Below are 21,338 nucleotides of genomic sequence, written 5' to 3' on the forward strand. Positions count from 1 at the left end.
ATTGCATATGCACAGCGCAAGCAGGAAAATGCAGCTATTACTCTGTAACAGCAAGAAGGGAAAACAATGAAAATCGGCCGAAACGATCCTTGTTATTGCGGAAGCGGGAAAAAATTTAAACGTTGTTGCATGGACAGTACTTCCAAGCAGCATGCTCAAGTTATGGATGACGTTGAATCCATGTTGGCAATGAATCCTAATTTAAGCCTCGATGAACTCAATACGGTTTTGCAAAAAAAGATGTTGGATCGAAATAACCAACCTAACGCTGATTTTTGTGGTGTAACACCAACGCAGATGGCTAATTGGCTTTACGCGCCTTTTGATGAGTTGCAGTGGGTAACAATTAATACGCCAGATGATCTTTCCACCAGCCCGGTAATGCGCTACTTAGCTCTCATTCTCGATGAAGCTATGGCGCAAGAGGGGTCCTTCAAAGCAACAAGTAAAGGCAATTTGCCGACCAAATTAGTCAAGCAGGCCAGTGATTTATTGGCTGAGTTTCCTGTTGCGCAATTCGAACGTCATATAAGCATCAGTGAGTTTGCAGGTAGTAACGAAGACAAGTTTAATGCCCTGCACTATACGCGAGTGCTTGCTGAAATTAGCGGTATTATCTATCGACGAAGTGGCCGCTATCATGTAAAAAAATCAGCGCAAAAACAGTTTCAGACGTTAGGTATACAAGCATTTTTTAAACCCATGTTAGAGGCTACCATTAGCAAATATAACTGGGGATATTTGGACGGTTTTGAGTTTGATGTCGACTTGCGAACATTTTGGGTGTTTATGCTGTGGCGTATTCAAAGCCACAAGCGTGTGGATCGGTTGATTGAAGAAGTCCTGACAGCATTCCCAGATTTACTACTGGCATTACCAGCGGACGATTATTTTTCGCCAGAAGAAAATATAAGCAGACTTATCGAGACTCGATTTCTGGAGCGATTTTTACAGTTTTGGGGATTTGTAACCATTGATTCGAGACGTTATATAAATGCTGATCCCGTAGCCAGAGTGGTTAATGTGCAACCTTTACTCACACAAACTTTTCAGTTCTCTGTAAGTCCATAGCAAGGTCATCTGGCATTGCTGTTTCACCCACTCGTTATTAACTACATTCGAGAGAGTTCGTATTTCGTTTAAATCAGGCCAACGATAAGTTTATTCACCGTTAGTGGTGACTTTAGATGTATTCGTTACCTGTGAACCAATACATCACCGATTTGGGTGATTTATCTTGCGAAATTATATGGGGAGATAAGTCGTAGGTTTTTCCAGTCTATTGAGGCCGCGGCTTCAATTTTCTAGGCATACATTTGAAGCCCTGATTTATAAATATGACGATAGAGAAAGTCGGAAACCGGCGGAATGCATACTTTTTGATGAAGAAAGTAGGCTGAGGCAGGCTCAGCCATTTTTTTTACTCAATATTCTGGATCTGCTCTCTCATCTGCTCAATCAATACCTTCAATTCAACCGCAGACTGGGTGATTTCGGAGTTAATCGACTTTGACCCTAATGTATTCGATTCGCGGTTAAATTCCTGCATCATGAAGTCGAGACGACGGCCGCAGGCGCCACCTTTTTTGAGAATATTGCGGGTTTCTTTCACGTGAGCATTGAGGCGATCGAGCTCTTCGGCAACATCAACTTTTTGTGCCAGCATCACCATTTCTTGTTCAATGCGAGTTGGATCCAACTCTACCTTGGCTTCTTCGAAGCGAGACAGAATTTTTTCACGTTGCCATTCCACAATGGCAGGCATCTTTTCGCTCACTGTAGCGGCTTCAGACTCAATGGCATCAAGACGTTGTTCAATCATTGTTTTAAGCGCATCACCTTCGCTGGCGCGGGCTTCTATGAACTGAGTCAGCGTAGTATCAAACGCAGCAAGGATGTCTGCCTGAATGGCGTCCATATCGGCTTCTTCTGCGGCAATGACACCAGGCCAGCGTAATATATCTAAAGGATTAACGCCGGTAGACTGACCATGTGACTGCACCCAATCTGCCGCATGCATCACTTCCTTTGCCAATGCTTCGTTGAGGTTGAGTTTAGTTACGGCTGCATCGTTTGCATTGAAACGCAGTGCACACTCTACTTTGCCGCGCTGAAGACGTTTGCGGAATCGCTCTCGGAGCACCGGCTCCAGTGCGCGAAACTGCTCTGGTAAGCGAAAATATGTTTCCAGAAAACGCTGGTTAACCGAACGGATCTCCCATACTGCAGTACCCCAGTCTTTTTTGACTTCAGAACGGGCAAAAGCGGTCATGCTGTAAATCATAAAAATGCACTCTCCCAGAGGCTCACTATTGTTTGTGTAAACGATCATACGCGACTTTTAGACAGTATGCCCAATTATCAACATGACGCATAATAGCATTGTTAATTTGTAAACACTGTTTGTGGTCACAACTGAGTCATGCGCTAAACAGTGTATCTAAATGTTTCGTAAATTGATTTTACAACGCAGCTACACTAATCTTTTACACTGTTTAGACAAACGAAATTCAAAAAAGTTAAATACAAGGAAAGTATTAGTATGCGCAGTTTACTTTTTGCCTTTTGCTTAGCCATATCATTTAGCAGCTCTGCTAAATTCACCCTCGAAGAAATAGCTCAGGCTCCTCAATATCGCGACGCCGATATATCCCCAGATGGCAAACACCTCGCCGTCGTTTACATTAAAAACGGAAAACGTAATCTTGCCGTATTAGCCATGAAAGATTTTTCGGTAGTGGGTGGCACTAACCTCGGTCAGGATGCCGAGATTGGTACGGTTTATTGGGCGAATGAAGAACGCCTGGTAATGACGCTTCTGCGTACTGAAGAAAAGCAAGCTGAGTCAATGAGTCATGGTGAAATTTACGCACTGAACTACGACGGTTCCGATGGGGAAATTATCTTCGGATATACCAAGGCCCGGCGAGGCGGTATTAAAGCCCGGCAAACAAACGCGGATATGGCTGGTGGAAGGATCATCAATTTATTACCGGATGATCACGATAATATTCTTGTTTCATCACAACCATTCTCCCGGGATGGCGGCAGTCTTGCAGAAGTTCATAAGCTTAACGTTTATACCGGCAAACTAAGTCCGAGAGTAATACGTGCACCTACAAAGCTCGCATCAGTTTATACCGATAAAGCCGGTAATGTTCTGATGGCTTCGGGCGTCGATGACAATGGTAATTCGCAAATATTCAGAAAAGCAAAAGATTCAAATGACTGGGAAGAAGTGTCTAGTAATTACGGCACTGAATTTGGCATTGTTGGCTTAAGTGAAGATGGTAAGAATGCGGTCTTTTTTGATAACTACCAGCAGGACAAAATTGGTCTGTTCAGCCTGAATCTCGACACCTTTGAAAGAAAGAGCATTTACACCGACCCTACAGTCGACCTGAGTGATGTTTCTCTTACTTCGGATGGCACTGCGGTTTACGCGGTGAGAGTTGAAAGTGGTTATCCGTCTTATGTGGTGTTCGGTGATGCGGGTGAAGAAGCAAAACTGTTTAAATCCTTATTACAGGCTCTGCCTGGCTACCGTCTGAACATCACCAGCAAAACAAAAGACAACAAGAAGTGGGTAATTCATGCGAGTAGCGATATTGATGCTGGTACCTGGTATATGTTTGACGCTGAGAAAAACAGTCTCACTCAGCTTCTTGCCAACATGTCACATATTGCAGTAGATGATTTGTCTGAAATGAAACCCGTCACTTTCGATGCAAGAGATGGTGAAAAGATCCCGGCTTACGTGACCTATCCAGTTACCATGAAAAAAGGTGAAAAGGTGCCACTGGTCACGCTGGTACACGGTGGCCCCCACGGTCCTCGCGATGCCTGGGCATTCTATCAGGAAGTCCAGATGCTCGCTGGTCAGGGGTATGCTGTTTTGCAGGTAAATTTCCGGGGCTCCGGTGGCTATGGCAGGGCTTATATGGAGAGCGGCTACCAGCACTGGGGCGACTTGATCATGCACGACATCATCGACGGCACACAATGGTTAGTAGACCAGGGTAATATCGATGCCGACAATATCTGTATCATGGGTGCCAGCTTTGGTGGCTATTCTGCAGTCATGGCGGCAGAGCTTGCTCCGGATTTGTTTAAATGTTCGGTGGCTACTGCCGGCGTCTACGACATGAATTTAATGTTTACTGAAGGTGACACAACCGATGTCTTCTTTGGTACTGATACTCTGGAGAAATTCCTTGGTACGGACCGTGAGCAGCGGATAAAATTTTCTCCAAATTATCACGTAGATAAATTGAAAGGGCCGGTATTAATTGCCCACGGCAAAAAGGACCGCCGTGCACCCTATGAACACGCAGTACGATTAAGAAATGCGATGGACAAAGCCGGTAAGCCGTATCGCTGGTTTATTAAAGAGGATGAGACGCACGGATTCTATGATGATAAGAACCGTGCGGAATACTTCAATGTCGTTGCCAGTTTCCTGGCGGAGAACCTTGAATAACGTTTAGTGAACCATAAAGTGTAAAGTGACCCCCAGCCGTTGGATATGCCAATGACTGGGGGTCTTTTGTTTTTTAGGGGAATTTAAACAAACTGCACTTTGAATCATCAACAAAGCCTAAACTCCCGTTCAACTTACCCTGCTAAGTAAGCTATAATCCCCGCTTATTTATTGCGTCCCAAGCCTATATCAGGAGATCCCTATGCGTCCAAGTGGCAGAACCGCCAGTCAGATCCGTCCCGTTACTATTACCCGCAACTATACCTGCCATGCGGAAGGCTCGGTGCTGGTGGAATTCGGCAACACCAAAGTGCTGTGTACTGCTACTGTGGAAGAAGGGGTTCCCCGTTTCATGAAAGGTCAGGGAAAAGGCTGGGTAACGGCTGAATACAGCATGCTGCCTCGCGCTACCCATACCCGTAGTCAGCGTGAAGCGGCTCGCGGTAAGCAAGGTGGTAGAACGTTGGAGATCCAGCGTCTTATCGCGCGTTCTCTGCGTGCAGCGCTGGATCTGAAGCTGCTGGGCGAAAATACCATTACGCTGGACTGTGATGTGATTCAGGCTGACGGCGGTACCCGTACTGCATCGATTACCGGTGCCTGTGTGGCGCTGGTTGATGCGCTTACTCACATGCGTGCCAAAGGCATTATCAAAACAAACCCATTGAAATTTATGGTGGCGGCGTTGTCTGTGGGTATTTATAAAGGTACGCCGATTGCCGATTTGGAATACACCGAGGATTCAGCGGCAGAAACCGATATGAACGTTGTGATGACCGAAACCGGCAAGCTGATTGAAATTCAGGGCACTGCCGAAGGCGAACCGTTCTCCTTCGAAGAAATGAACGAAATGCTGGATATTGCTAAGCATGGTCTGCGTGAACTGTTCGACGTGCAAAAAGCTGCACTGGCGTAAGGAGACATCATGAAAGCGTTTAAGCGTGAATTTATTGAATTTGCCATTGCCCGTGGCGTACTGAAATTTGGCGAGTTCACTTTAAAATCAGGCCGCACCAGCCCGTATTTCTTTAACGCCGGTTTGTTTAACAAAGGTGGCGATCTGGCGAAGCTGGGTCGTTACTATGCCGCAGCGTTGGCCGATTCCAATATTGCTTTTGATGTGCTGTTTGGCCCGGCTTACAAAGGCATTCCTATTGCCACAACTACTGCGGTTGCGTTAGCTGATCATCATGATATGGATGTGCCTTACTGCTTTAACCGTAAAGAAGCCAAAGATCACGGTGAAGGTGGCAATCTGGTAGGTAGCCCGCTGGAAGGTCGAATTATGCTGGTAGACGATGTGATCACCGCGGGTACGGCTATTCGTGAATCTATGGAGCTGATTGCCAAAAACGGCGCAACGCTGGCTGGCGTGCTGATTGCCCTGGACCGTCAGGAACGGGGTAAGGGCGAACTGTCTGCCATTCAGGAAGTCGAGCGTGATTTCGGTACTGCTGTGGTGTCTATCGTTTCTCTTGGTGACGTGATCGCGTATCTGGAAGAAACCGGTGAGCATGCAGAACACATGGACTCTATCCGTAAATACCGTGAGACTTATGGCATCTGATAACCCGTCTTTTGCCAACGCTGATCATGAACTGGATGCACTGGGCTTACGTTGTCCGGAGCCCGTCATGATGGTACGCCTGAAAGTACGTAAAATGACAGACGGTGAAACGGTGTTGATAACGGCTGATGATCCGGCAACGGAGCGGGATATTCCTGGCTTCTGTCGCTTCATGCAGCATACGCTGGTGGCAAGCCAGACAGAAACTCTGCCCTATCAGTTTCTGATCCGCAAAGGGGTGTAATCCCTCATTCTACTGCGCCCTATTACGGGTTAATTAACCTCAGTCATTGCCTGCAGCAATAATTGCTGCAGGCGAATTTTATCCTGATGTGAACTGCACCTGACATCGCTGATATGCAGTGTCTGCTGGCGCAGCATTTGTTTCAATAGGCTAATATCGACTTCCAGCGTAATGGTTGTCGGCGTGGCAGCAGAAGCGGGCGGCATCAGTGCAATACCTGTGATGCTAATGTTTGTCGCTGATAAAACGCCAGTCCTTGTTGCAGTGAATAGCTGATTTGCTTGAGGTGTGACAGCATATCGGGCTCAGCGGCAAATAAGGGGGCGAGTGCATGAATTTGTTGTGCGGCGCTATCAAGGCAAACGACCGCTTCGTTAATATTGCCAGACGCGGCATGCGTACGGGCCAGTTGAATAGCGGCAGCGCCATAGGCCAATAAGTCATTGTGTTTTGCATTGGTGTGACTGTCTGAAACCTGAATAGACAACATCACAGCCTGAGCCATTTCGAAAGCTTCTCCCGCTGTCTGACAGGCCGTTTCCATTTCCCCTGAGCGAGCTTTCTCCAGAGCGGTCTGACTGGTTTGCGTAAAGTGTTCCCTGGCGTGCTCGGGATGCATCTGAAGCCATTTCCAGTAAACCGGACAAAGATAGTTTGTTTTCATTGTCGCACCTCCTTTTTATTTAAAGTAATGCAAATGAGAACTATTATCAAATAAAAAGTTCACTACTATTTTGTTTGCTTCGCTCAGCGCTTATTCAGAACAATGTTGTGATATACCAAATCAGCACGACCAATATGGTTAACGCAATAATTGCTTTAGTTTTGTATCGTCTGATCAGCGACTCGGCTTTATCGCCTGCGAAGTACACAACAGCAGCCAGCCCAAAATAACGTAGCGAGCGTGCGATCACTGTTGCCAATAAAAAGAGTAGCAGTGAATATTTGGTTGCGCCCGCTGCTAACATGGCTATCTGAAACGGTATTGGCGCAATGCCCAGTGTCATGACGAACCAGAAGCCCTGGCTTTCCATTTTGCTGGAAACGCTGTCAAATTGTTCTGGGCTGGATAACGTTTGAATAACCCAATCGCCCACCAAATCAAACAGGTAATAGCCAAGTGCATATCCAAACAGGGCACCGAGAACACAGCCTAGAGTCGAGACTAGTGCTATGGCCCACAGTTTTTCTCTGCGGGCCTGCATCATCGGGATCAGGATAGCTTCAAGAGGAATAGGAACGATGGTGGATTCAAGAAAGGATGCCAGGGTGATCCCTTTCAGCATGTGTTTCGAATTCACCATCTTTTTGGTGCTGTGTTTTAACTTCTTGGTTATGGGCATTATCTTCTTCTATTGTTTGAAGATTGCCCCATCCTTCATGACGAAAACAACCTTCTCCATCACCTGAATATTCTCAAGTGGGTTACCTTCAACGGCAATGATATCTGCCAGCTTGCCCTTTTCGATTGAGCCAGACTGGTCGTTGATCCCCAGCATTTTTGCCGGTGCGATCGTTGCGCTCTTCAACGCTTCTGCTGCTGGCATACCGGCCTCAACCATAAGCGCGAACTCCTGCGCATTATCACCGTGGGCAGATACACCGCTGTCAGTGCCAAAAGCGATGTTTACACCTGCTTTATACGCACGACCGAAGGTCTTTTGGATCAACGGACCGATAGAAGCCGCTTTAGGGCGAACCAGCTCAGGAAAATAGCCGTCTATTTTGGCTTTTTCGGCAACAAATTCGCCGGCCAAAATGGTAGGGACATACCAGGTGCCGTGCTTTTTCATTAGCGCCATGGTTTCTTCATCCATGTAGGTACCGTGCTCAATAGAAGTAACGCCGGCTTTGATGGCGCGCTCCATCCCTTCTTTGCCGTGAGCGTGCACAGCAACGGTAAAACCATAATCATTGGCGGTGTCGACGATGGCTTTTAGTTCATCGTTCATAAATTGTGGATTCTGACCGCTTTTGGCCACACTCAGTACGCCGCCGGTAGCAGTAATTTTAATTACGTCAGCACCATCCTGATAGCGTTGACGAATAGCATCGCGAGCTTCTGCAATGCCATTGACAACACCGTCTTCAGGGCCGACGTCTGGGCGCAGCGCCGGCGACATGCCGTTACTCGGATCAGCATGTCCGCCTGTGGTGGCGATAGACTTGCCTGCTGAATAAATACGCGGGCCTACTGCAATCCCTTTTTCAATCGCTTTACGCAGGGCAATGGTTTCATTGTAACTGTCGCCAAGGTTGCGCACGGTCGTAAAGCCGGCTTCTAAGGTCTTGCGGGCATAATTTGCTGCTTTGAAGGCGTAGTCTGCTTCACTCAGGGTAAATGGCTCTAAATAGCTGCCAGGGCCTTGCTGGGAAGATAAATGAACGTGCATGTCCATTAATCCCGGTATCACGGTTTTATCTTTGAGATTGATAACCGTGTCATCTGCCCCGCCCTTTTCGAATCCCTTTTTAACATCAACAATTTTATTGCCGTCGATCACAATGGTCATGTTGGATTGCAGCGAGTCACTGGTGGCGGTAAATAGTTTTCCGGCATGAATGAGGGTATCTGCGCTCGCCGATAACGGTTGCAGTACAAACAGTGCAGACAGGCACATTAAACGTTTTTTCATAGTTATTATCTTTAGTTAGGTTTGTCCAAAGGCCGTTTTGCATAATTAAAACGGATTGAATCTACTCTAAAGAATTGTGACCCGTGACGCCAGTGATCAACTGACCACCTGCTTCAATGCACAAAAAACGCGGTGCCCTTTCGGAGACCGCGTTTTTCAAATCAGTGAAGGGTGTTATTAAAAGCCGTCGTCTACCAGTAGCGACTTCAATTCACGTAGCTTCGCTTTAATGCGACGCATGTTGTCAGGCCCAGTACGTAACAGTTGTTTTTGCGGTGTACTTAACTCTTCCAACTGGGAATCAGCATATTTATATGCGACCGAATCTGAATACACTTCCACAGGAACGGGCACTTCTGGGGTATCCAGCAGTTGATCAATCGCTTCTACCAATACTGATTCAAAAGGTTGACCTGGCTGACCAATCTCATCGTATTTTGACTGAATTTCGCCCTCATAACGCTTCATTAACTGAAGCAGTGCTTCGTTATCAAAGCTTTCCATCATTGTGACGTAAGGGGTATATCGCTTATAGCTGGCAGCGTCGATCCACTCTTTGTCGGCTTGGCGATAAACCTTGAACGATTGCTCCGGCGCCGTCAGCGGAATTTGCTGGCTAGCAGGCATTTCATCGTTGGCGAGGTTTGCCACAGTAACAACAAAGCGCTGGATCAAGCCTTCATTCACGATCAGGCTATTTGCTTCTTCAGAATCGGAAATTTCATTCAGCGCTTCTTCTACGCCTTTATCCGATACATCAAGCGGCTCTGGCTCAGGTTCTTCTACCGGCTCAGGCATCGGCTCAACCTCGTCAGTTGGCTCAATTTCCATTGGCTCTGGCGGCGGAGCTGGAGAGAAATCTACGGGCTCATTAGGCTCGATGGGTGTGTCTACCACCGGCTCCTCTGCTACCGGAGCGGGTTTCTCTTCTGTGGGCCAGAGCACAACTGCAATAATTACCACAACAATGGCTGCGATAATCAAAAAGTGCGGGGCCAGTGTTTTCTTCTCTGAATCGTCACTCATAACTTTTCACCCTGTAATGTTCCCTCTGGATCTCAATATTACCAGAGATGTGTCCACTGTTTTGAGAATCAATGGATCAATTTGTTCCCTGCAAAAAGCAAATTCCTCTTTTCTAACACTTTTCTACACTAAAACGTCACTTTTTGATCGAAATATTCTGTTTATACTCGCAAAAAGTGCAGGAAATATTACATCATCTTAATGTAAAACCGGCGTCAGCGGGCTGGTCACTATAGCAACTCATTCATACACTAACTGAGTGTAAATCAGTCAGAGGTTTGTCATGAGTAAGTTCTATTTTCGCGATATCGAACATACCCCCATGGTGATAGATTATCTTGAAGTGCAGTCATATGAAATGAACGTCTATCTTGTTCATCTGTGCGTTGGTCTTCGTTCCGGGCTCGTCTACGATGAAAAGAACAATCCTATGCGGTTTTACAGTGCCGGGCAGATCCGCGAATTGTTTGCGCATTGTGAGGTGGAAAAAGCCGTGATGAAACACGATACCCCCTACGATGAAATGATCGGTAACCCGCCTAAAGCCGCTTACTCTATGGCACTTCCGTTCACTATGACGTTACCGTATTGATACCAGGGTCAAAGCCAGGGCGCGGCGATAGCGCGAAGATTCATCTGTGCATTCAGTCGTTTTGCGAGCAAAAACAGGCCTCCTAATTTGCGGTGAATAAACAACGCGTCTACAGGAGGCACATGCCAGAAATCCTGGTCGTACGTGAGTGCGGTGCCCAGGGTATGAATGCGTGCGATGAGGTCGCTGGCGCCGAAATCGTATTCTGTGTCGTGATGGATAGCTTCACACGCTGTCATCCCCAATTCTACCACCCGTGCTTTTTGTTCATTTGAGTGGGACGATAACAGCAGACCAATAGACAAAGCGGCTTGCTCCATCATGGTGTTGTCCTGGTAAGCGGCGGCTTTCAGTAACTGTTGGTAACCTTCAGCGATGTAGCCAGGAATTTCCCGGGTTGCTCCGAAGTCGAGCAATATCACTTTGCCGGATTGAGGATGAAAGCGGTAATTTGCAAGATTTGGATCGCTTTGGATAAGTTTGAAATCAAAGACTTCTTTGAAGAATAAGCGCATCAATGCACTCATGATGTGATTGCGTCGTGCTTGCGATAGCCCAAGTACCTGCTGAATATCTTCGCCACTTTCAAAACTCATGGCCAACACATCTTTTGTGCACAGCGCTGGAAAACTTTTCGGTACAATAAAATCCTGGTCGTTGTTGAGCAACTGATGATAGCGGTCGAGCATCTGCGCTTCGCGCAAATAATCAGCTTCTTGCTTAAGCTGCCCTTTGGCCTCTTCCAATACAGTGCCAATGTCCAACTCTTTTGGGATTAAGCCACTCATCCGAATTAAGGTGGCGACATTATTCACATCACTGTCTATGCTCTCCCGTACACCGGGATACTGTACTTTCACCGCAAGCATGGTTCCGTCTATAGTGATGACTTTATGCACCTGACCAATGGATGCGGCCGCCTCCGGGGTAGAGGTAAAATATAAAAGGTCGCTTTGCCAGTTGTCGCCCCAGGCTTCAGCGAGTACTTCATCCAGTTGTGCTTTCGGCATTGGCTCGGCGTCGTCACGAAGGCGGGCAAGAATATCTGCCAATTCCCGGGGCAGGAAATCACCACCATCCATGCTAATGAGCTGGCCAACTTTCATGGCTGCGCCGCGCATTGTGGCCAGCTTATCGGCAATGCGTGTTATGTTCGCAGGAGTGAGCAGCAAATCAGACATGGCTGGCCGCTGGCCTTTAAGCAGTTGACTGGCGCCAGATGTCACCACGTTCCCCGCTATTCGCCCTGCTAATGACCCTAACCCGAATACCCGGGAAAGGCGACCAGATGGAACGGCCTTACCTCGGGGAGGTTTGCTATTGCGATCGTCGCTCATCGACGTTCACACGAACATAACGGACAGCATTTGAATGAGCATGCCTATCACGCTGCCGACAATAAATCCGATCCAGCCATTTTTATTGATGTAACGAAACACGGTAGCTAAGAATATGCCGCACCAAAGCATGGCGGAGTAGACAGAGAGTGTGCTATTGGCGTCGCTGCCGCCGGGAGTAAACAGCAGTACAATAAACATCGTGGCCATTGCGCCTGAGAGCAGCACCCACATAATGTTCTTTTTATCGGTAAAGCTGTTGGGTTGAGTATTTGTTTCAGACATAAGACTTGCCCGTAGAAATTCACAATATTTTAACTATGAAGCATTACGGGCAAGTGGGTCAATGTGCAGATATAAGACTTTAGTGTTGCGCGTCGTTGTGACCAGTGAACTCAACGCTAAGTAGTTCCACATTATCACGGAATGTTAGCGTTTTAATGTCGCCCTGACCTTCCACATTCAATGTGTTGACTTGGGATGGCCAAATATCACGTAACGCATCATGACGAATGCGTAGACCTTCTAAGGCGGGTGGTTGTTCCGTTTCCTGGTATACCCAGAAAAATTTTCCTTCCGTTTCATAACCTACGGTTTTCAATGCGAGGGATTCGTCCTCGGCATTCAGCAAATAAAAACGCGAAGTTACATAGTCTGCAAAGGCTTTCTGCGTCGATTCGTCATCAAGAATATCGGCGTGTTTGTCGAACAATACCTTTACCGCATGTTCGGCATCGTGCAGATTAAAACGGTGCATAACCTCAATGTTTTCAGTGCGCTGATTGAACAACACTGTGGTAATGGCCGCCTTTATCTGGTGGGCCGATACAACCTGACTCATCACTAGCAGCAGAGCCGCCAGGCTCCACTGCTGTAAACGGCGAGACTTAGTTGTCATCGCCTTCTTCATCATCGTCGGTCTTCAGTTCAGTTTTCATATCCTGCATCAGATCCATCGAAGTGCGCGCTTCGCTCTTCTTAGACTTGTATGCTTCGATACGTGAAGGAATGATACGACGCGGGTAGTAGTTATTTTCTACGTCTACGTCTGCCGTTTCCCAACGAGGATCAACCGTTACGCTCACCAGCTCTTTATCTTTGTCGGTCACAATCAGCTTAGAGACAGCTTTTGGTGTACGACGCCAGATTTCAGCGGGAATACGCATGGTTTGCGTGGTGCCGTCAGCAAATTCCATCTCCAGCAGGATGGGCATAACCAGTCCACCCAGGTTGCTGAAGTCCATTACGTAATAGTTTTTGTCTTCACGAACGGCACGTTCAAAGGTTTCACGTTCCCATGGCTCCAGTTTTTTCAGGAAATCACGGTACTTGTTACGGTCTTTGTTGGTTGGCGTGTACTGGTCGTTGTCATCATAGAAATCTTTGATGTCATCGAAACGTTCAACCCACAGCTTGCGGCCTTCTTCGCGGTTACGCTCGTCGGTGAGCGACAGCGGCTTGTCCATTTCAGCTTCACGCTGGCGAGCCAGATCGATGTCAGGATCTTTGGTATCTAAACGCAGCTTGTACACGCGGTCGATAGAGATATCTACGTGATCAGTGGTGTAGAACCAGCCGCGGAAGAACCAGTCCAGATCCACACCAGACGCTTCTTCCATGGTGCGGAAGAAATCAGACGGTGTAGGACGCTTAAACATCCAGCGTTGTGCATATTCTTTAAACGCAAAATCGAACAGCTCTCGGCCAAGAATGGTTTCACGCAAAATATTTAGCGCTACGGCAGGCTTGGTGTAAGCGTTAGGGCCTAAGTGCAGAACTGAGTCAGACTGGGTCATGATTGGCACCTGAGATGAGCCTTTCATATAGCCTGTTACATCGCGTGGCTCAACACCCCAAGGAATGTTTGGATCCCATTCGCGACCGGCAACGCCGTCGAGGAAGCTGTTTAAACCTTCGTCCATCCAGGTCCACTGACGTTCGTCAGAGTTCACGATCATTGGGAAGTAGTTGTGACCTACTTCGTGGATTACCACACCAATCAGGAAGCGCTTTTCAGACAGCGAATATGTCCGTGAACCGTCGTCTTGCAACTCGGTGCGCGGGCCGTTGAAGGAAATCATCGGATATTCCATGCCGCCAACCGGACCGTTTACAGACTGTGCAGTCGGGTACGGGTAAGAGAATGTGAAACGGTTGTATACGTCCAGAGTATGTACTACAGATTCTGTAGAGTATTTCTTCCACAGATCGCCACCTTCTTTCGGATAGAAAGACATGGCCATAACGTGCTTCTGCGGACCATCCTGTTCAATACCTTTTGCATCCCACATAAACTTACGTGAAGACGCCCAGGCAAAGTCACGCACGTTGTCGGCTTTAAAGTGCCAGGTTTTGGTTTTGCTGGTACCTGCTTTTTCGTTTTCCAGTGCTTCATCTGCGGTTACGATGAAAACAGGGCGGTCAGCGGTTTTAGCTTCTTCTAAACGCTTACGCTGGGTGCTGGTAAGCACATCTTTCGGGTTCTGCAGAACACCAGTAGAAGAAACGATGTGGTCGGCCGGTACAGTCATGGATACATCGTAGTTACCGAATTCCAGGGTGAACTCACCACGGCCGATAAATTCTTTGTTAGTCCAGGCTTCGTAATCAGTGTATGCCGCCAGACGCGGGAACCACTGAGCCAGCAAGAAGATGTCGTTACCGCCTTCGCGCTCGTCATCCGGGAAGTGCTCGTAACCAGAACGGGCTGATACGGCATCTTCTTCAACGATGTTATAGGCAAAATCGATATCAAACTTGACTGATTTACCCGGCTTAAGCGGGGTTGCCAGGTCAACACGCATTAGGGTGCCAACGATAACTTTATGCAAGTCTTTGCCACCGGCTTTTACTGCATCAATCTGATAGCCTAATTCGTGGTCTGCCACAAATTGGTCACGACGCAGGGCGCCCATGCTCAGTTTTGCTGGGCTGTCGCCGCTGGCTGATTGTGTTGCTGGACCACGGTTACCGATACCGCCGAACGTGGTGGTCAGGGCAGACAGAGAATCATCACGGAATTTGTTCTGATCGAGCTGAATCCACAGGTACTTCAGTGTATCGGGTGAATTGTTGTGATAAGTGATGGTTTCAGTGGCTTCAATGCGGCGCTTTTCTTCATCCAGTTCAGCTTTAATGACGTAGTCAACTTGTTGCTGCCAATACTGGTGGCCGGCTTCACCTGCTGCGTTACGGTAAACGTTAGGTGTAGGGAGTACTTCGTCGAGTTGTCTGAATTTATCTTCGAAGTCGCCTTTTGTTTGTTTTATCGCTGCGGTGGCTACAGGAGCCTGAACCAGTAAACCCAGTACAGGAGCCAACCAAAGCAGACGCTTTTGTCGCGTGCTCATTCAATTTCCTTCTTATTATAGACTTTAAGCCCAAGGTAATATTTTATCGGGTATTGCTTTAGCGATGCCAGTTTTTAGCCGTAGATAGCTCCTGTCTCACCGCAAATCAGCGCAATTTCACTCGTTGTTTTTATGCTGATGGTCTAAGTCTGCAAAATCCGATCTAAAGGATTACCGCTTACACATTTTTTTCTGCCGGTGTTTGCAGTATTCTCGAAGACCTCTTTGTTTATCACTAATTTCCATGAGTAATTTCACCTGGCAACGTGCTGTTATTAAAGTAGGCAGCGCACTGATTGCGCCAGACGGCAATAACGTCAGCGCAAAATACCTGCTCCCTCTCGCCCGATTCATCACCGAGAGTCGTGCGGCAGGAAAAGAAGTCATTGTTGTTTCGTCTGGAAGCGTAGCGGCCGGACGGGGCCGGGTGGTAATAAACCACCCCGCATCCATTGCTGAAAAACAGGCCATGGCAGCCATTGGGCAAATGCAGATGATGGCGAACTGGCAGCGATTTTTCGACTGTCCCTGTGCGCAGGTTTTGCTTACTGCCGAAGACCTGCGTGATCGAACCCGTTACGTGAATATTAAAAATACCCTTCGTGAACTGCTTATTCATGAAGCACTGCCTATTGTGAACGAGAACGACACCGTGGCAGTGGCGGAACTGAAGGTGGGTGATAACGATAATCTCGGCGCTTACACGGCGCTGGTGGCACAGGCCGACACGTTAATTATCTGTTCTGACATCGACGGCCTTTACACCGCCGACCCACGCAAAAATCCAGATGCCACTTTAATTCCTGTGGTGGGATCCATAACGCCGGAAATTTATTGTTTGGCGGGTGGTGCCGGAACGGCAATGGGTACCGGCGGCATGCGAACAAAAATCGAAGCGGCAGATAAATGTGCCCAAAGTGGCATTCAAACACTGATTGTTAATGGCCGCGACGGCAAGGTATTTGACGCATTGCTAAAAGGGCATTGTCCGGGTACGGTATTTTCAGCTCAGCAATCACGCCAAACGGCAAGGTCACTGTGGCTTACTCATACATTAAAAACGCGCGGTGTGGTGGATATCGACGCCGGTGCCAAACGGGCTATCACCGAGCGAGGCGCATCGCTCTTGCCTTCGGGTGTTATCGGAGTAAATGGTAAGTTTGCTGCTGGCGATGCCATTGAACTGCGATGCGAAGGGCAAGTGTTAGCCAAGGGGCTGGCACTCTACGACGCCAAAGATCTGCTGCAGATAAAAGGGCAGAAGAGCAGTCAGATCCAACACATTCTGGGTTACGACTATGGTGAAGTGATCGTTCACCGTGATGACCTGGTACTGTTACCATAAACTGAATTTTTGCGTGCCCTTGGCCGGCACGCATTGCAAGGAGAGTAAAGATGACGGATTTCGCCCCCGCATTAAGCGACTATCCCTATCAGGTAAAACTGACATCCCGTCAGGAAGACAACGACGAAAACGGCTTCATTAATAACGTGGCGTTTTACAGCTTTTTTAATACCGGCGTTAATATGTTCCTGCAGAATCACTGTCCGCAAGCGTTCGAGCACGAGGGCATTACGGCATATGTCGTGAGTTCTCAGTGCCAGTACATGTCACCGGCCTCTTTCCCTGACGATATTTTTGTTGGCCTTCGTGTGGCAAAAGTTGGGCGCAGTTCGGTAACCTACGGGTTGTCGGTATATGCCGGTGAAACCAAACGTCGTGTCGCCCATGGTTTGTTCGTGCATGTCTATGTAGAGCGCCATACCGATAATGCAGTGCCTATTCCGGCGGATGTCAAAGACGCACTGTTAACGTTCTCTGAGGAGTTTTAATGAAAGCGGTATTGCTGGACGCCGATACACTTAAACCTGATGAGTTAGACTTAACCGGTCTTACTGCATTGCCGATTTCGCTCACCCAATATGCAACCACCACCGCGGATGAGCGTATTGCGCGGATAAAAGACGCCGAAATTATTCTGGTGAACAAAGTGGTACTCGATGCCGAAGTGCTGGCTCACGCCAGTGCGTGCAAGTATATCGGTGTGTTGGCCACTGGCACGAATAATATCGATAAAGCGTATTGTCAAAAGCAGGGTATTCACGTAGCGAATGTAGAGGGGTACGGTACCGATGCGGTGGCGCAACATGCGCTCATGCTGATGCTAAATCTTGCTACGTCTTGTCCAGCCTATGCTGCCGATGTGGATGCAGGTAAATGGGCTGCTGGTCCGCACTTTTGTTTGCTTGATCATCCGGTCATGGAACTGGCGGGAAAAAATCTGGTTATTGTCGGTTATGGTGAGCTGGGGCAACGCTTTGCTGCCATGGCAAAAGCTCTGGGGATGAATGTACAGGTTGCGGCTCGCCCGGGAAAAAGTGACGACGAAAGACCTTCGTTAGATGCGCTGCTACCCGATGCCGATGTGGTTTCTTTGCATTGCCTGCTTTCCGAAGAATCAAAGCACTTGATCAACGCTGAGCGGCTTAAAGCAATGAAGCCAACGGCGTTGTTGGTGAATACCGCCCGCGGTGCGCTTATTGATGAATCTGCACTGCTAAATGCGCTTAAAAACGGCGAAATTTTGGGTGCAGGGCTGGACGGGTTGTCACAAGAACCGCCTCCGGCTGATCACCCGTTACTGAACACCGGCCTTAAAAACTTACTTGTTACGCCACACTCTGCTTGGGTGGCGAAAGAGGCACGCCAGCGCTTAGTCAACATCGCAACGGGACACTTAAAAGCCTTTTTATCGGCATAAGTCATCATCGATTTGTTAGATAACATTTCACTTTGTTAGAGAAGTGGAATGTTATTTAACAGTGTGCTGAACCCTTGTCGTCCGTTTATTCCCTCTGGCTGCTTCTAACCTACTGCCCTTATTGAATTTTCTCATGTGAGCTTGTTTGCCCTCTATTGGCATTGCCTTTGCAAACGACACTAAATAAAAGCACCGCTAACACGGTTTGCACATAACTCGTTCAATAATAAATAAAAGGGTTTCACCATGAAATTAGTTGCCAAGGTCAGCCTACTGACCGCACTTGCTGCTCTGGTTCCTTCTGCTGCGTTCGCGCATACCGGCACGGGTTTTCACTCCCATGGCCTGATGGCGGGTCTGGCTCACCCAGTGATGGGCTGGGACCATCTGGTGGGATTGCTGGCCGTAGGTTTCTGGAGTATGACGCTGGTTAAAAGCCAGCAGACAAAAGTTATCACCACCTTTTTTGCAATGCTGATGCTAGGTTTTGTTGCCGGAGCATCGGGTATTGCGTCGTCTGCCGTAGAAAGTGGAATCGCTGCGTCAGTGCTGCTCGCAGGCTTGCTGTTAATGCGTAATCGCCAATTTGCAATGCCTGCGGCAGCGTTTTTTGCCACTTTCTTCGCCGTGTTTCACGGTATCGCTCACGGCGCTGAGACATCCGTTGGCGCGTCTTTCGAATTCGCCGTTGGCTTCATGTTAAGCAGTGCCATGCTGTTTGCGTGTGGCGCATTGTTTCAGATGGCATTTGCACAGCGTTTCGCTGCAGTGCGTTATATTGCGGGAGCCGGCGTTGCCTGTGCCGGTTTAGGAATGATGGCGTTCTGATAGTAAGACAAGTCGCGGGCCCACCGCTGATCCGGTGGCAACCCGCGGCGATTTCGTTAGCAAATCCGCGGCAGTTGTTCTCCTACCAGCATATCCATAATGCGTTCGCCGCCGAAAAACGTTTTCACCACGACTCTACCCGCTTTACCTTCCGCCACTTCTCCAATAATGGCTGCGTCCTTACCCGCAGGATGAGCACGCATAGCCGACAGCACGCTATCGGCAGATTCTGCTGGTACGGCAGCCACAAGCTTTCCTTCGTTGGCGAAGTACAACGCTTCGAGGCCAAGAATTTCACAAACACCGCGTACTTCTTCACGAATGGGCACCGCTTCATCATCCAGACGAATACTTACCTGAGATGACTCTGCAAACTCACAGAGCACAGTGGCGACACCACCACGGGACGCATCGCGAACTGCATGAATATCGGGACACACTGCCAGCATGGCTTGAACTAAGCCATGTAGAGGCTGACAGTCGGTTTTTAGCTCGACGTCCAGCGCCAGATCGCCACGGGCGTTTAAAATAGCCGCGCCATGATCGCCAATGAAGCCGTTAACGATGATTTTATCTCCAGTCTGGCAACGCTTCGCTGAGATATTTACGCCGTCAGGGATCACGCCGATACCCGTGGTGTTGATAAAGCATTTATCGCCTTTACCTTTCGGTACCACTTTGGTGTCGCCGGTGACAATCATCACTCCGGCTTCATCTGCAGCCTGTTTCATTGAGGTAACGATACGCCGTAACTGTTCCACTGGCATGCCTTCTTCGAGGATCATGCCGCACGACAGATATTTAGGCATTGCGCCAGACACGGCTAAATCGTTTACTGTGCCATTTACTGCCAGCGTACCGATGTTACCTCCGGGGAACTCAATTGGATCTACTACGTAGGAATCGGTAGTAAATGCTAACTTCGTTCCTTGTTGTTGGAGCGCGGCTAAGTCGAAACGCGCCTGATCTTCCAGTCCGTTTAAATGTTCGTTATCGAAGGTGCCGACAAAGACATCGTCGATAAGATCGCGCATGGCTTTGCCGCCAGCACCATGCGCCATGGTAATGGTGGCGGCTTTTAAAGTATGTTTTGACATTGCAACTACCCTGCTTGATGTACGTCTATCTTGCCGTAACTGTAGTAGGCGGAACAGGCGCCCTCGGTGGATACCATCAGTGCGCCGACGGGCGTTTCCGGGGTACAGTCTTCGCCGAACGCAGTGCAATCCCACGGCTTCAGTGCACCCTTGAGTACTTCACCGCATTGACAGGATTTGGGATCTTCAACTTGCAGTGTAGCCACTGAGAATGCACGTTCTGCATCGAATTGTTCAAACCCTTGGCGGATCTTCACCCCAGACTCAGCAATAGAACCCAAGCCCCGCCATTCAAAGTGCTCACGTACCTCAAACACCTCGTTCACCGCCGCCATGGCGTGCAGGTTGCCTTGTTCCGGCACAATCCGAGCGTACTGGTTTTCCACTTCGGCACGTCCATCGCGTAATTGCTCCACCACCATTAATAGCGATTGGAGAATATCAAGTGGTTCAAACCCGGCGACCACCAGCGGTCGGTTGTAGTGAGAGGCGATGAAATTGTAAGGTTGTTTGCCAATCACCATGCTGACGTGTCCCGGACCGAGAAAGCCGTCGATAGACATGCCTGGCTCATCCAGAATCGCCTTCATGGTAGGGATAATGGTGATGTGGTTGCAGAAAAGATAAAAGTTGTTCAGTCCTTCACGCTTCGCCTGCATCACGGTAAGCGCGGTGCTGGGCATAGTGGTTTCAAAACCGAGGCCGAAAAATACTACACGCTTGTGCGGGTTTTCCCGGGCGATAGCCAGCGCATCCATGGGCGAATACACCATACGCACATCACAGCCTTCGGCGCTGGCCTGTTGCAGACTCTTCTTCGAGCCCGGCACTCGCATGGCGTCGCCAAAGGTGGTGAAAATCACATCCGGCTGCTCGGCAATAGTAATACAATCGTCCACTCTGCCCATGGGCAGTACACATACCGGACAACCCGGGCCATGTACCATTTCAATGCCTTTGGGCAGTAATCCTTCAAGGCCATATCGGAAGATAGAATGGGTGTGACCACCACACACTTCCATGATCTGTAACGGGCGCTCTTTTGCTCGAGGGATGTCTGCCACCACCTCATGAAGCTTTTTCAGCACCTTGCGGGCAAGGGCCGGGTCGCGGAATTCATCAACGTACTTCATTATGCTCTGCTCCCCGATTGCGCAATGGCGTCCATTTCTTCCTGCAATTCGCCGATTTCTTTCAATATTTCCAGCGTGCGCTGTGCTTCGTCTTCATCAATTAGACTCATGGCGAAGCCCACATGAATGAGCGCCCAGCTGCCGATGACGGCTGCTTCAGGCTGATCCGGTGTGTAGACGCAACTTAAATTGACTTCCCGCTTCACACCCAGAATACTCGCAACGCCAAACTGGCCGCCTTCTTTAACCTCAATGATCTGGCCCGGAATACCTAAACACATAATGA

The 21,338-nt window shown here is 48.5% G+C and carries 23 protein-coding genes; 10 read left to right on the top strand and 13 right to left on the bottom strand.

Features of this window, described 5'->3' with window-relative positions; all coding sequences use genetic code 11:
- Positions 1-66: 66 nt before the first annotated feature.
- Positions 67-1,071 (top strand): YecA family protein, encoded by a 1,005-nt coding sequence (locus tag BFC18_RS05980; RefSeq protein ID WP_070124371.1) that lies wholly within the window; start codon positions 67-69, stop codon positions 1,069-1,071.
- A 349-nt stretch (positions 1,072-1,420) separates the two neighbouring features.
- On the opposite strand, the gene BFC18_RS05985 is transcribed toward BFC18_RS05980, so the two are convergent.
- Entirely contained in the window at positions 1,421-2,284 is an 864-nt protein-coding gene (locus tag BFC18_RS05985) for a YicC/YloC family endoribonuclease (protein WP_070124372.1), read from the bottom strand.
- A 258-nt stretch (positions 2,285-2,542) separates the two neighbouring features.
- On the opposite strand from BFC18_RS05985, the gene BFC18_RS05990 reads away from it, so the two are divergent.
- The 4 genes from BFC18_RS05990 (at position 2,543) to tusA (ending at position 6,291) form a co-directional block, all read left to right on the top strand.
- Positions 2,543-4,480 carry a S9 family peptidase gene (locus BFC18_RS05990; protein ID WP_070124373.1) on the top strand — a complete coding sequence of 646 codons (1,938 nt, stop codon included), beginning with the start codon at positions 2,543-2,545 and terminating at the stop codon, positions 4,478-4,480.
- Between the two features lie 202 nt (positions 4,481-4,682).
- Positions 4,683-5,396, top strand: a complete 714-nt coding sequence (gene rph / locus BFC18_RS05995) for a ribonuclease PH (RefSeq protein ID WP_070124375.1) — start codon at positions 4,683-4,685, stop codon at positions 5,394-5,396.
- Between the two features lie 9 nt (positions 5,397-5,405).
- Entirely contained in the window at positions 5,406-6,047 is a 642-nt protein-coding gene (gene pyrE / locus BFC18_RS06000; RefSeq protein WP_070124376.1) for an orotate phosphoribosyltransferase, read from the top strand.
- A complete protein-coding gene (tusA, locus tag BFC18_RS06005) occupies positions 6,037-6,291 on the top strand; it encodes a sulfurtransferase TusA (RefSeq protein WP_070124377.1) in 255 nt (84 codons plus the stop codon). The genes pyrE and tusA overlap by 11 nt, the downstream gene beginning before the upstream one ends.
- A 29-nt stretch (positions 6,292-6,320) precedes the next feature.
- Here the strand turns inward: tusA and BFC18_RS21670 are convergent, their stop codons facing one another.
- From BFC18_RS21670 to BFC18_RS06025, 5 genes are all read right to left on the bottom strand, one after another.
- Positions 6,321-6,497, bottom strand: coding sequence for a hypothetical protein (locus BFC18_RS21670; RefSeq protein WP_170826567.1), 177 nt, complete (start codon positions 6,495-6,497; stop codon positions 6,321-6,323).
- Complete coding sequence (locus tag BFC18_RS06010) at positions 6,497-6,955, bottom strand: hypothetical protein (protein WP_070124379.1); 459 nt, start codon at positions 6,953-6,955, stop codon at positions 6,497-6,499. The genes BFC18_RS21670 and BFC18_RS06010 overlap by 1 nt, the downstream gene beginning before the upstream one ends.
- 94 nt (positions 6,956-7,049) lie before the next feature.
- Entirely contained in the window at positions 7,050-7,634 is a 585-nt protein-coding gene (locus BFC18_RS06015; protein ID WP_070124380.1) for a YqaA family protein, read from the bottom strand.
- A 9-nt stretch (positions 7,635-7,643) separates the two neighbouring features.
- Positions 7,644-8,927 carry a metal-dependent hydrolase family protein gene (locus tag BFC18_RS06020; RefSeq protein ID WP_070124382.1) on the bottom strand — a complete coding sequence of 428 codons (1,284 nt, stop codon included), beginning with the start codon at positions 8,925-8,927 and terminating at the stop codon, positions 7,644-7,646.
- Between the two features lie 177 nt (positions 8,928-9,104).
- Positions 9,105-9,953, bottom strand: a complete 849-nt coding sequence (locus BFC18_RS06025; RefSeq protein WP_070124383.1) for a DUF3014 domain-containing protein — start codon at positions 9,951-9,953, stop codon at positions 9,105-9,107.
- A 283-nt stretch (positions 9,954-10,236) separates the two neighbouring features.
- Between BFC18_RS06025 and BFC18_RS06030 the strand changes: the two genes are divergently transcribed.
- A complete protein-coding gene (locus BFC18_RS06030) occupies positions 10,237-10,545 on the top strand; it encodes a DUF6482 family protein (protein WP_070124385.1) in 309 nt (102 codons plus the stop codon).
- An 8-nt stretch (positions 10,546-10,553) separates the two neighbouring features.
- Here BFC18_RS06030 and BFC18_RS06035 read toward each other — a convergent pair whose 3' ends face one another.
- The 4 genes from BFC18_RS06035 to BFC18_RS06050 form a co-directional block, all read right to left on the bottom strand.
- Positions 10,554-11,882 carry an ABC1 kinase family protein gene (locus tag BFC18_RS06035; RefSeq protein WP_070124387.1) on the bottom strand — a complete coding sequence of 443 codons (1,329 nt, stop codon included), beginning with the start codon at positions 11,880-11,882 and terminating at the stop codon, positions 10,554-10,556.
- A 6-nt stretch (positions 11,883-11,888) separates the two neighbouring features.
- The gene (locus tag BFC18_RS06040; protein WP_070124389.1) at positions 11,889-12,167 is read right to left on the bottom strand and encodes a hypothetical protein; all 279 of its coding nucleotides are present in this window, start codon (positions 12,165-12,167) and stop codon (positions 11,889-11,891) included.
- Positions 12,168-12,246: 79 nt separating this feature from the next.
- A complete protein-coding gene (locus tag BFC18_RS06045) occupies positions 12,247-12,780 on the bottom strand; it encodes a DUF6702 family protein (RefSeq protein ID WP_070124596.1) in 534 nt (177 codons plus the stop codon).
- Positions 12,770-15,232, bottom strand: a complete 2,463-nt coding sequence (locus BFC18_RS06050) for a M1 family aminopeptidase (protein ID WP_070124391.1) — start codon at positions 15,230-15,232, stop codon at positions 12,770-12,772. The genes BFC18_RS06045 and BFC18_RS06050 overlap by 11 nt, the downstream gene beginning before the upstream one ends.
- A gap of 244 nt (positions 15,233-15,476) precedes the next feature.
- Between BFC18_RS06050 and proB the strand changes: the two genes are divergently transcribed.
- The 4 genes from proB (at position 15,477) to BFC18_RS06070 (ending at position 18,822) form a co-directional block, all read left to right on the top strand.
- A complete protein-coding gene (proB, locus tag BFC18_RS06055; RefSeq protein ID WP_070124392.1) occupies positions 15,477-16,577 on the top strand; it encodes a glutamate 5-kinase in 1,101 nt (366 codons plus the stop codon).
- 50 nt (positions 16,578-16,627) lie between these two features.
- Complete coding sequence (locus tag BFC18_RS06060) at positions 16,628-17,065, top strand: acyl-CoA thioesterase (RefSeq protein ID WP_070124394.1); 438 nt, start codon at positions 16,628-16,630, stop codon at positions 17,063-17,065.
- Positions 17,065-17,994 (top strand): D-2-hydroxyacid dehydrogenase, encoded by a 930-nt coding sequence (locus tag BFC18_RS06065; protein WP_070124395.1) that lies wholly within the window; start codon positions 17,065-17,067, stop codon positions 17,992-17,994. The genes BFC18_RS06060 and BFC18_RS06065 overlap by 1 nt, the downstream gene beginning before the upstream one ends.
- Before the next feature lie 246 nt (positions 17,995-18,240).
- Positions 18,241-18,822, top strand: coding sequence for a HupE/UreJ family protein (locus tag BFC18_RS06070; RefSeq protein WP_070124397.1), 582 nt, complete (start codon positions 18,241-18,243; stop codon positions 18,820-18,822).
- A 56-nt stretch (positions 18,823-18,878) separates the two neighbouring features.
- Here BFC18_RS06070 and hypE read toward each other — a convergent pair whose 3' ends face one another.
- The 3 genes from hypE to BFC18_RS06085 are packed head-to-tail and all read right to left on the bottom strand — an operon-like array spanning position 18,879 to position 21,333.
- Positions 18,879-19,919: a hydrogenase expression/formation protein HypE gene (gene hypE / locus BFC18_RS06075; RefSeq protein WP_070124398.1), complete on the bottom strand. Its 1,041-nt coding sequence runs from the start codon at positions 19,917-19,919 to the stop codon at positions 18,879-18,881.
- A 5-nt stretch (positions 19,920-19,924) separates the two neighbouring features.
- Positions 19,925-21,052: a hydrogenase formation protein HypD gene (hypD, locus tag BFC18_RS06080; protein ID WP_070124400.1), complete on the bottom strand. Its 1,128-nt coding sequence runs from the start codon at positions 21,050-21,052 to the stop codon at positions 19,925-19,927.
- Positions 21,052-21,333, bottom strand: coding sequence for a HypC/HybG/HupF family hydrogenase formation chaperone (locus BFC18_RS06085; protein ID WP_070124401.1), 282 nt, complete (start codon positions 21,331-21,333; stop codon positions 21,052-21,054). Before BFC18_RS06085 ends, hypD begins: the two co-directional genes overlap by 1 nt.
- Positions 21,334-21,338: the final 5 nt, after the last annotated feature.

This window comes from Alteromonas confluentis (assembly GCF_001757105.1).
GTDB lineage: Bacteria > Pseudomonadota > Gammaproteobacteria > Enterobacterales > Alteromonadaceae > Alteromonas > Alteromonas confluentis.

Excerpts from the sequence above, each read along its gene's own strand:
- BFC18_RS06065 (WP_070124395.1), top strand. The coding sequence starts at position 17,065 with ATGAAAGCGGTATTGCTGGACGCCGATACACTTAAACCTGATGAGTTA.
- BFC18_RS06015 (WP_070124380.1), bottom strand. The coding sequence starts at position 7,634 with ATGCCCATAACCAAGAAGTTAAAACACAGCACCAAAAAGATGGTGAAT.
- BFC18_RS06040 (WP_070124389.1), bottom strand. The coding sequence starts at position 12,167 with ATGTCTGAAACAAATACTCAACCCAACAGCTTTACCGATAAAAAGAAC.
- BFC18_RS06070 (WP_070124397.1), top strand. The coding sequence starts at position 18,241 with ATGAAATTAGTTGCCAAGGTCAGCCTACTGACCGCACTTGCTGCTCTG.
- rph (WP_070124375.1), top strand. The coding sequence starts at position 4,683 with ATGCGTCCAAGTGGCAGAACCGCCAGTCAGATCCGTCCCGTTACTATT.
- pyrE (WP_070124376.1), top strand. The coding sequence starts at position 5,406 with ATGAAAGCGTTTAAGCGTGAATTTATTGAATTTGCCATTGCCCGTGGC.
- BFC18_RS21670 (WP_170826567.1), bottom strand. The coding sequence starts at position 6,497 with ATGCCGCCCGCTTCTGCTGCCACGCCGACAACCATTACGCTGGAAGTC.
- BFC18_RS06020 (WP_070124382.1), bottom strand. The coding sequence starts at position 8,927 with ATGAAAAAACGTTTAATGTGCCTGTCTGCACTGTTTGTACTGCAACCG.
- tusA (WP_070124377.1), top strand. The coding sequence starts at position 6,037 with ATGGCATCTGATAACCCGTCTTTTGCCAACGCTGATCATGAACTGGAT.
- BFC18_RS06050 (WP_070124391.1), bottom strand. The coding sequence starts at position 15,232 with ATGAGCACGCGACAAAAGCGTCTGCTTTGGTTGGCTCCTGTACTGGGT.
- BFC18_RS06010 (WP_070124379.1), bottom strand. The coding sequence starts at position 6,955 with ATGAAAACAAACTATCTTTGTCCGGTTTACTGGAAATGGCTTCAGATG.
- BFC18_RS05985 (WP_070124372.1), bottom strand. The coding sequence starts at position 2,284 with ATGATTTACAGCATGACCGCTTTTGCCCGTTCTGAAGTCAAAAAAGAC.
- BFC18_RS06060 (WP_070124394.1), top strand. The coding sequence starts at position 16,628 with ATGACGGATTTCGCCCCCGCATTAAGCGACTATCCCTATCAGGTAAAA.
- BFC18_RS05980 (WP_070124371.1), top strand. The coding sequence starts at position 67 with ATGAAAATCGGCCGAAACGATCCTTGTTATTGCGGAAGCGGGAAAAAA.
- hypD (WP_070124400.1), bottom strand. The coding sequence starts at position 21,052 with ATGAAGTACGTTGATGAATTCCGCGACCCGGCCCTTGCCCGCAAGGTG.
- BFC18_RS06035 (WP_070124387.1), bottom strand. The coding sequence starts at position 11,882 with ATGAGCGACGATCGCAATAGCAAACCTCCCCGAGGTAAGGCCGTTCCA.
- BFC18_RS05990 (WP_070124373.1), top strand. The coding sequence starts at position 2,543 with ATGCGCAGTTTACTTTTTGCCTTTTGCTTAGCCATATCATTTAGCAGC.
- hypE (WP_070124398.1), bottom strand. The coding sequence starts at position 19,919 with ATGTCAAAACATACTTTAAAAGCCGCCACCATTACCATGGCGCATGGT.
- BFC18_RS06025 (WP_070124383.1), bottom strand. The coding sequence starts at position 9,953 with ATGAGTGACGATTCAGAGAAGAAAACACTGGCCCCGCACTTTTTGATT.
- BFC18_RS06085 (WP_070124401.1), bottom strand. The coding sequence starts at position 21,333 with ATGTGTTTAGGTATTCCGGGCCAGATCATTGAGGTTAAAGAAGGCGGC.
- BFC18_RS06030 (WP_070124385.1), top strand. The coding sequence starts at position 10,237 with ATGAGTAAGTTCTATTTTCGCGATATCGAACATACCCCCATGGTGATA.
- proB (WP_070124392.1), top strand. The coding sequence starts at position 15,477 with ATGAGTAATTTCACCTGGCAACGTGCTGTTATTAAAGTAGGCAGCGCA.
- BFC18_RS06045 (WP_070124596.1), bottom strand. The coding sequence starts at position 12,780 with ATGACAACTAAGTCTCGCCGTTTACAGCAGTGGAGCCTGGCGGCTCTG.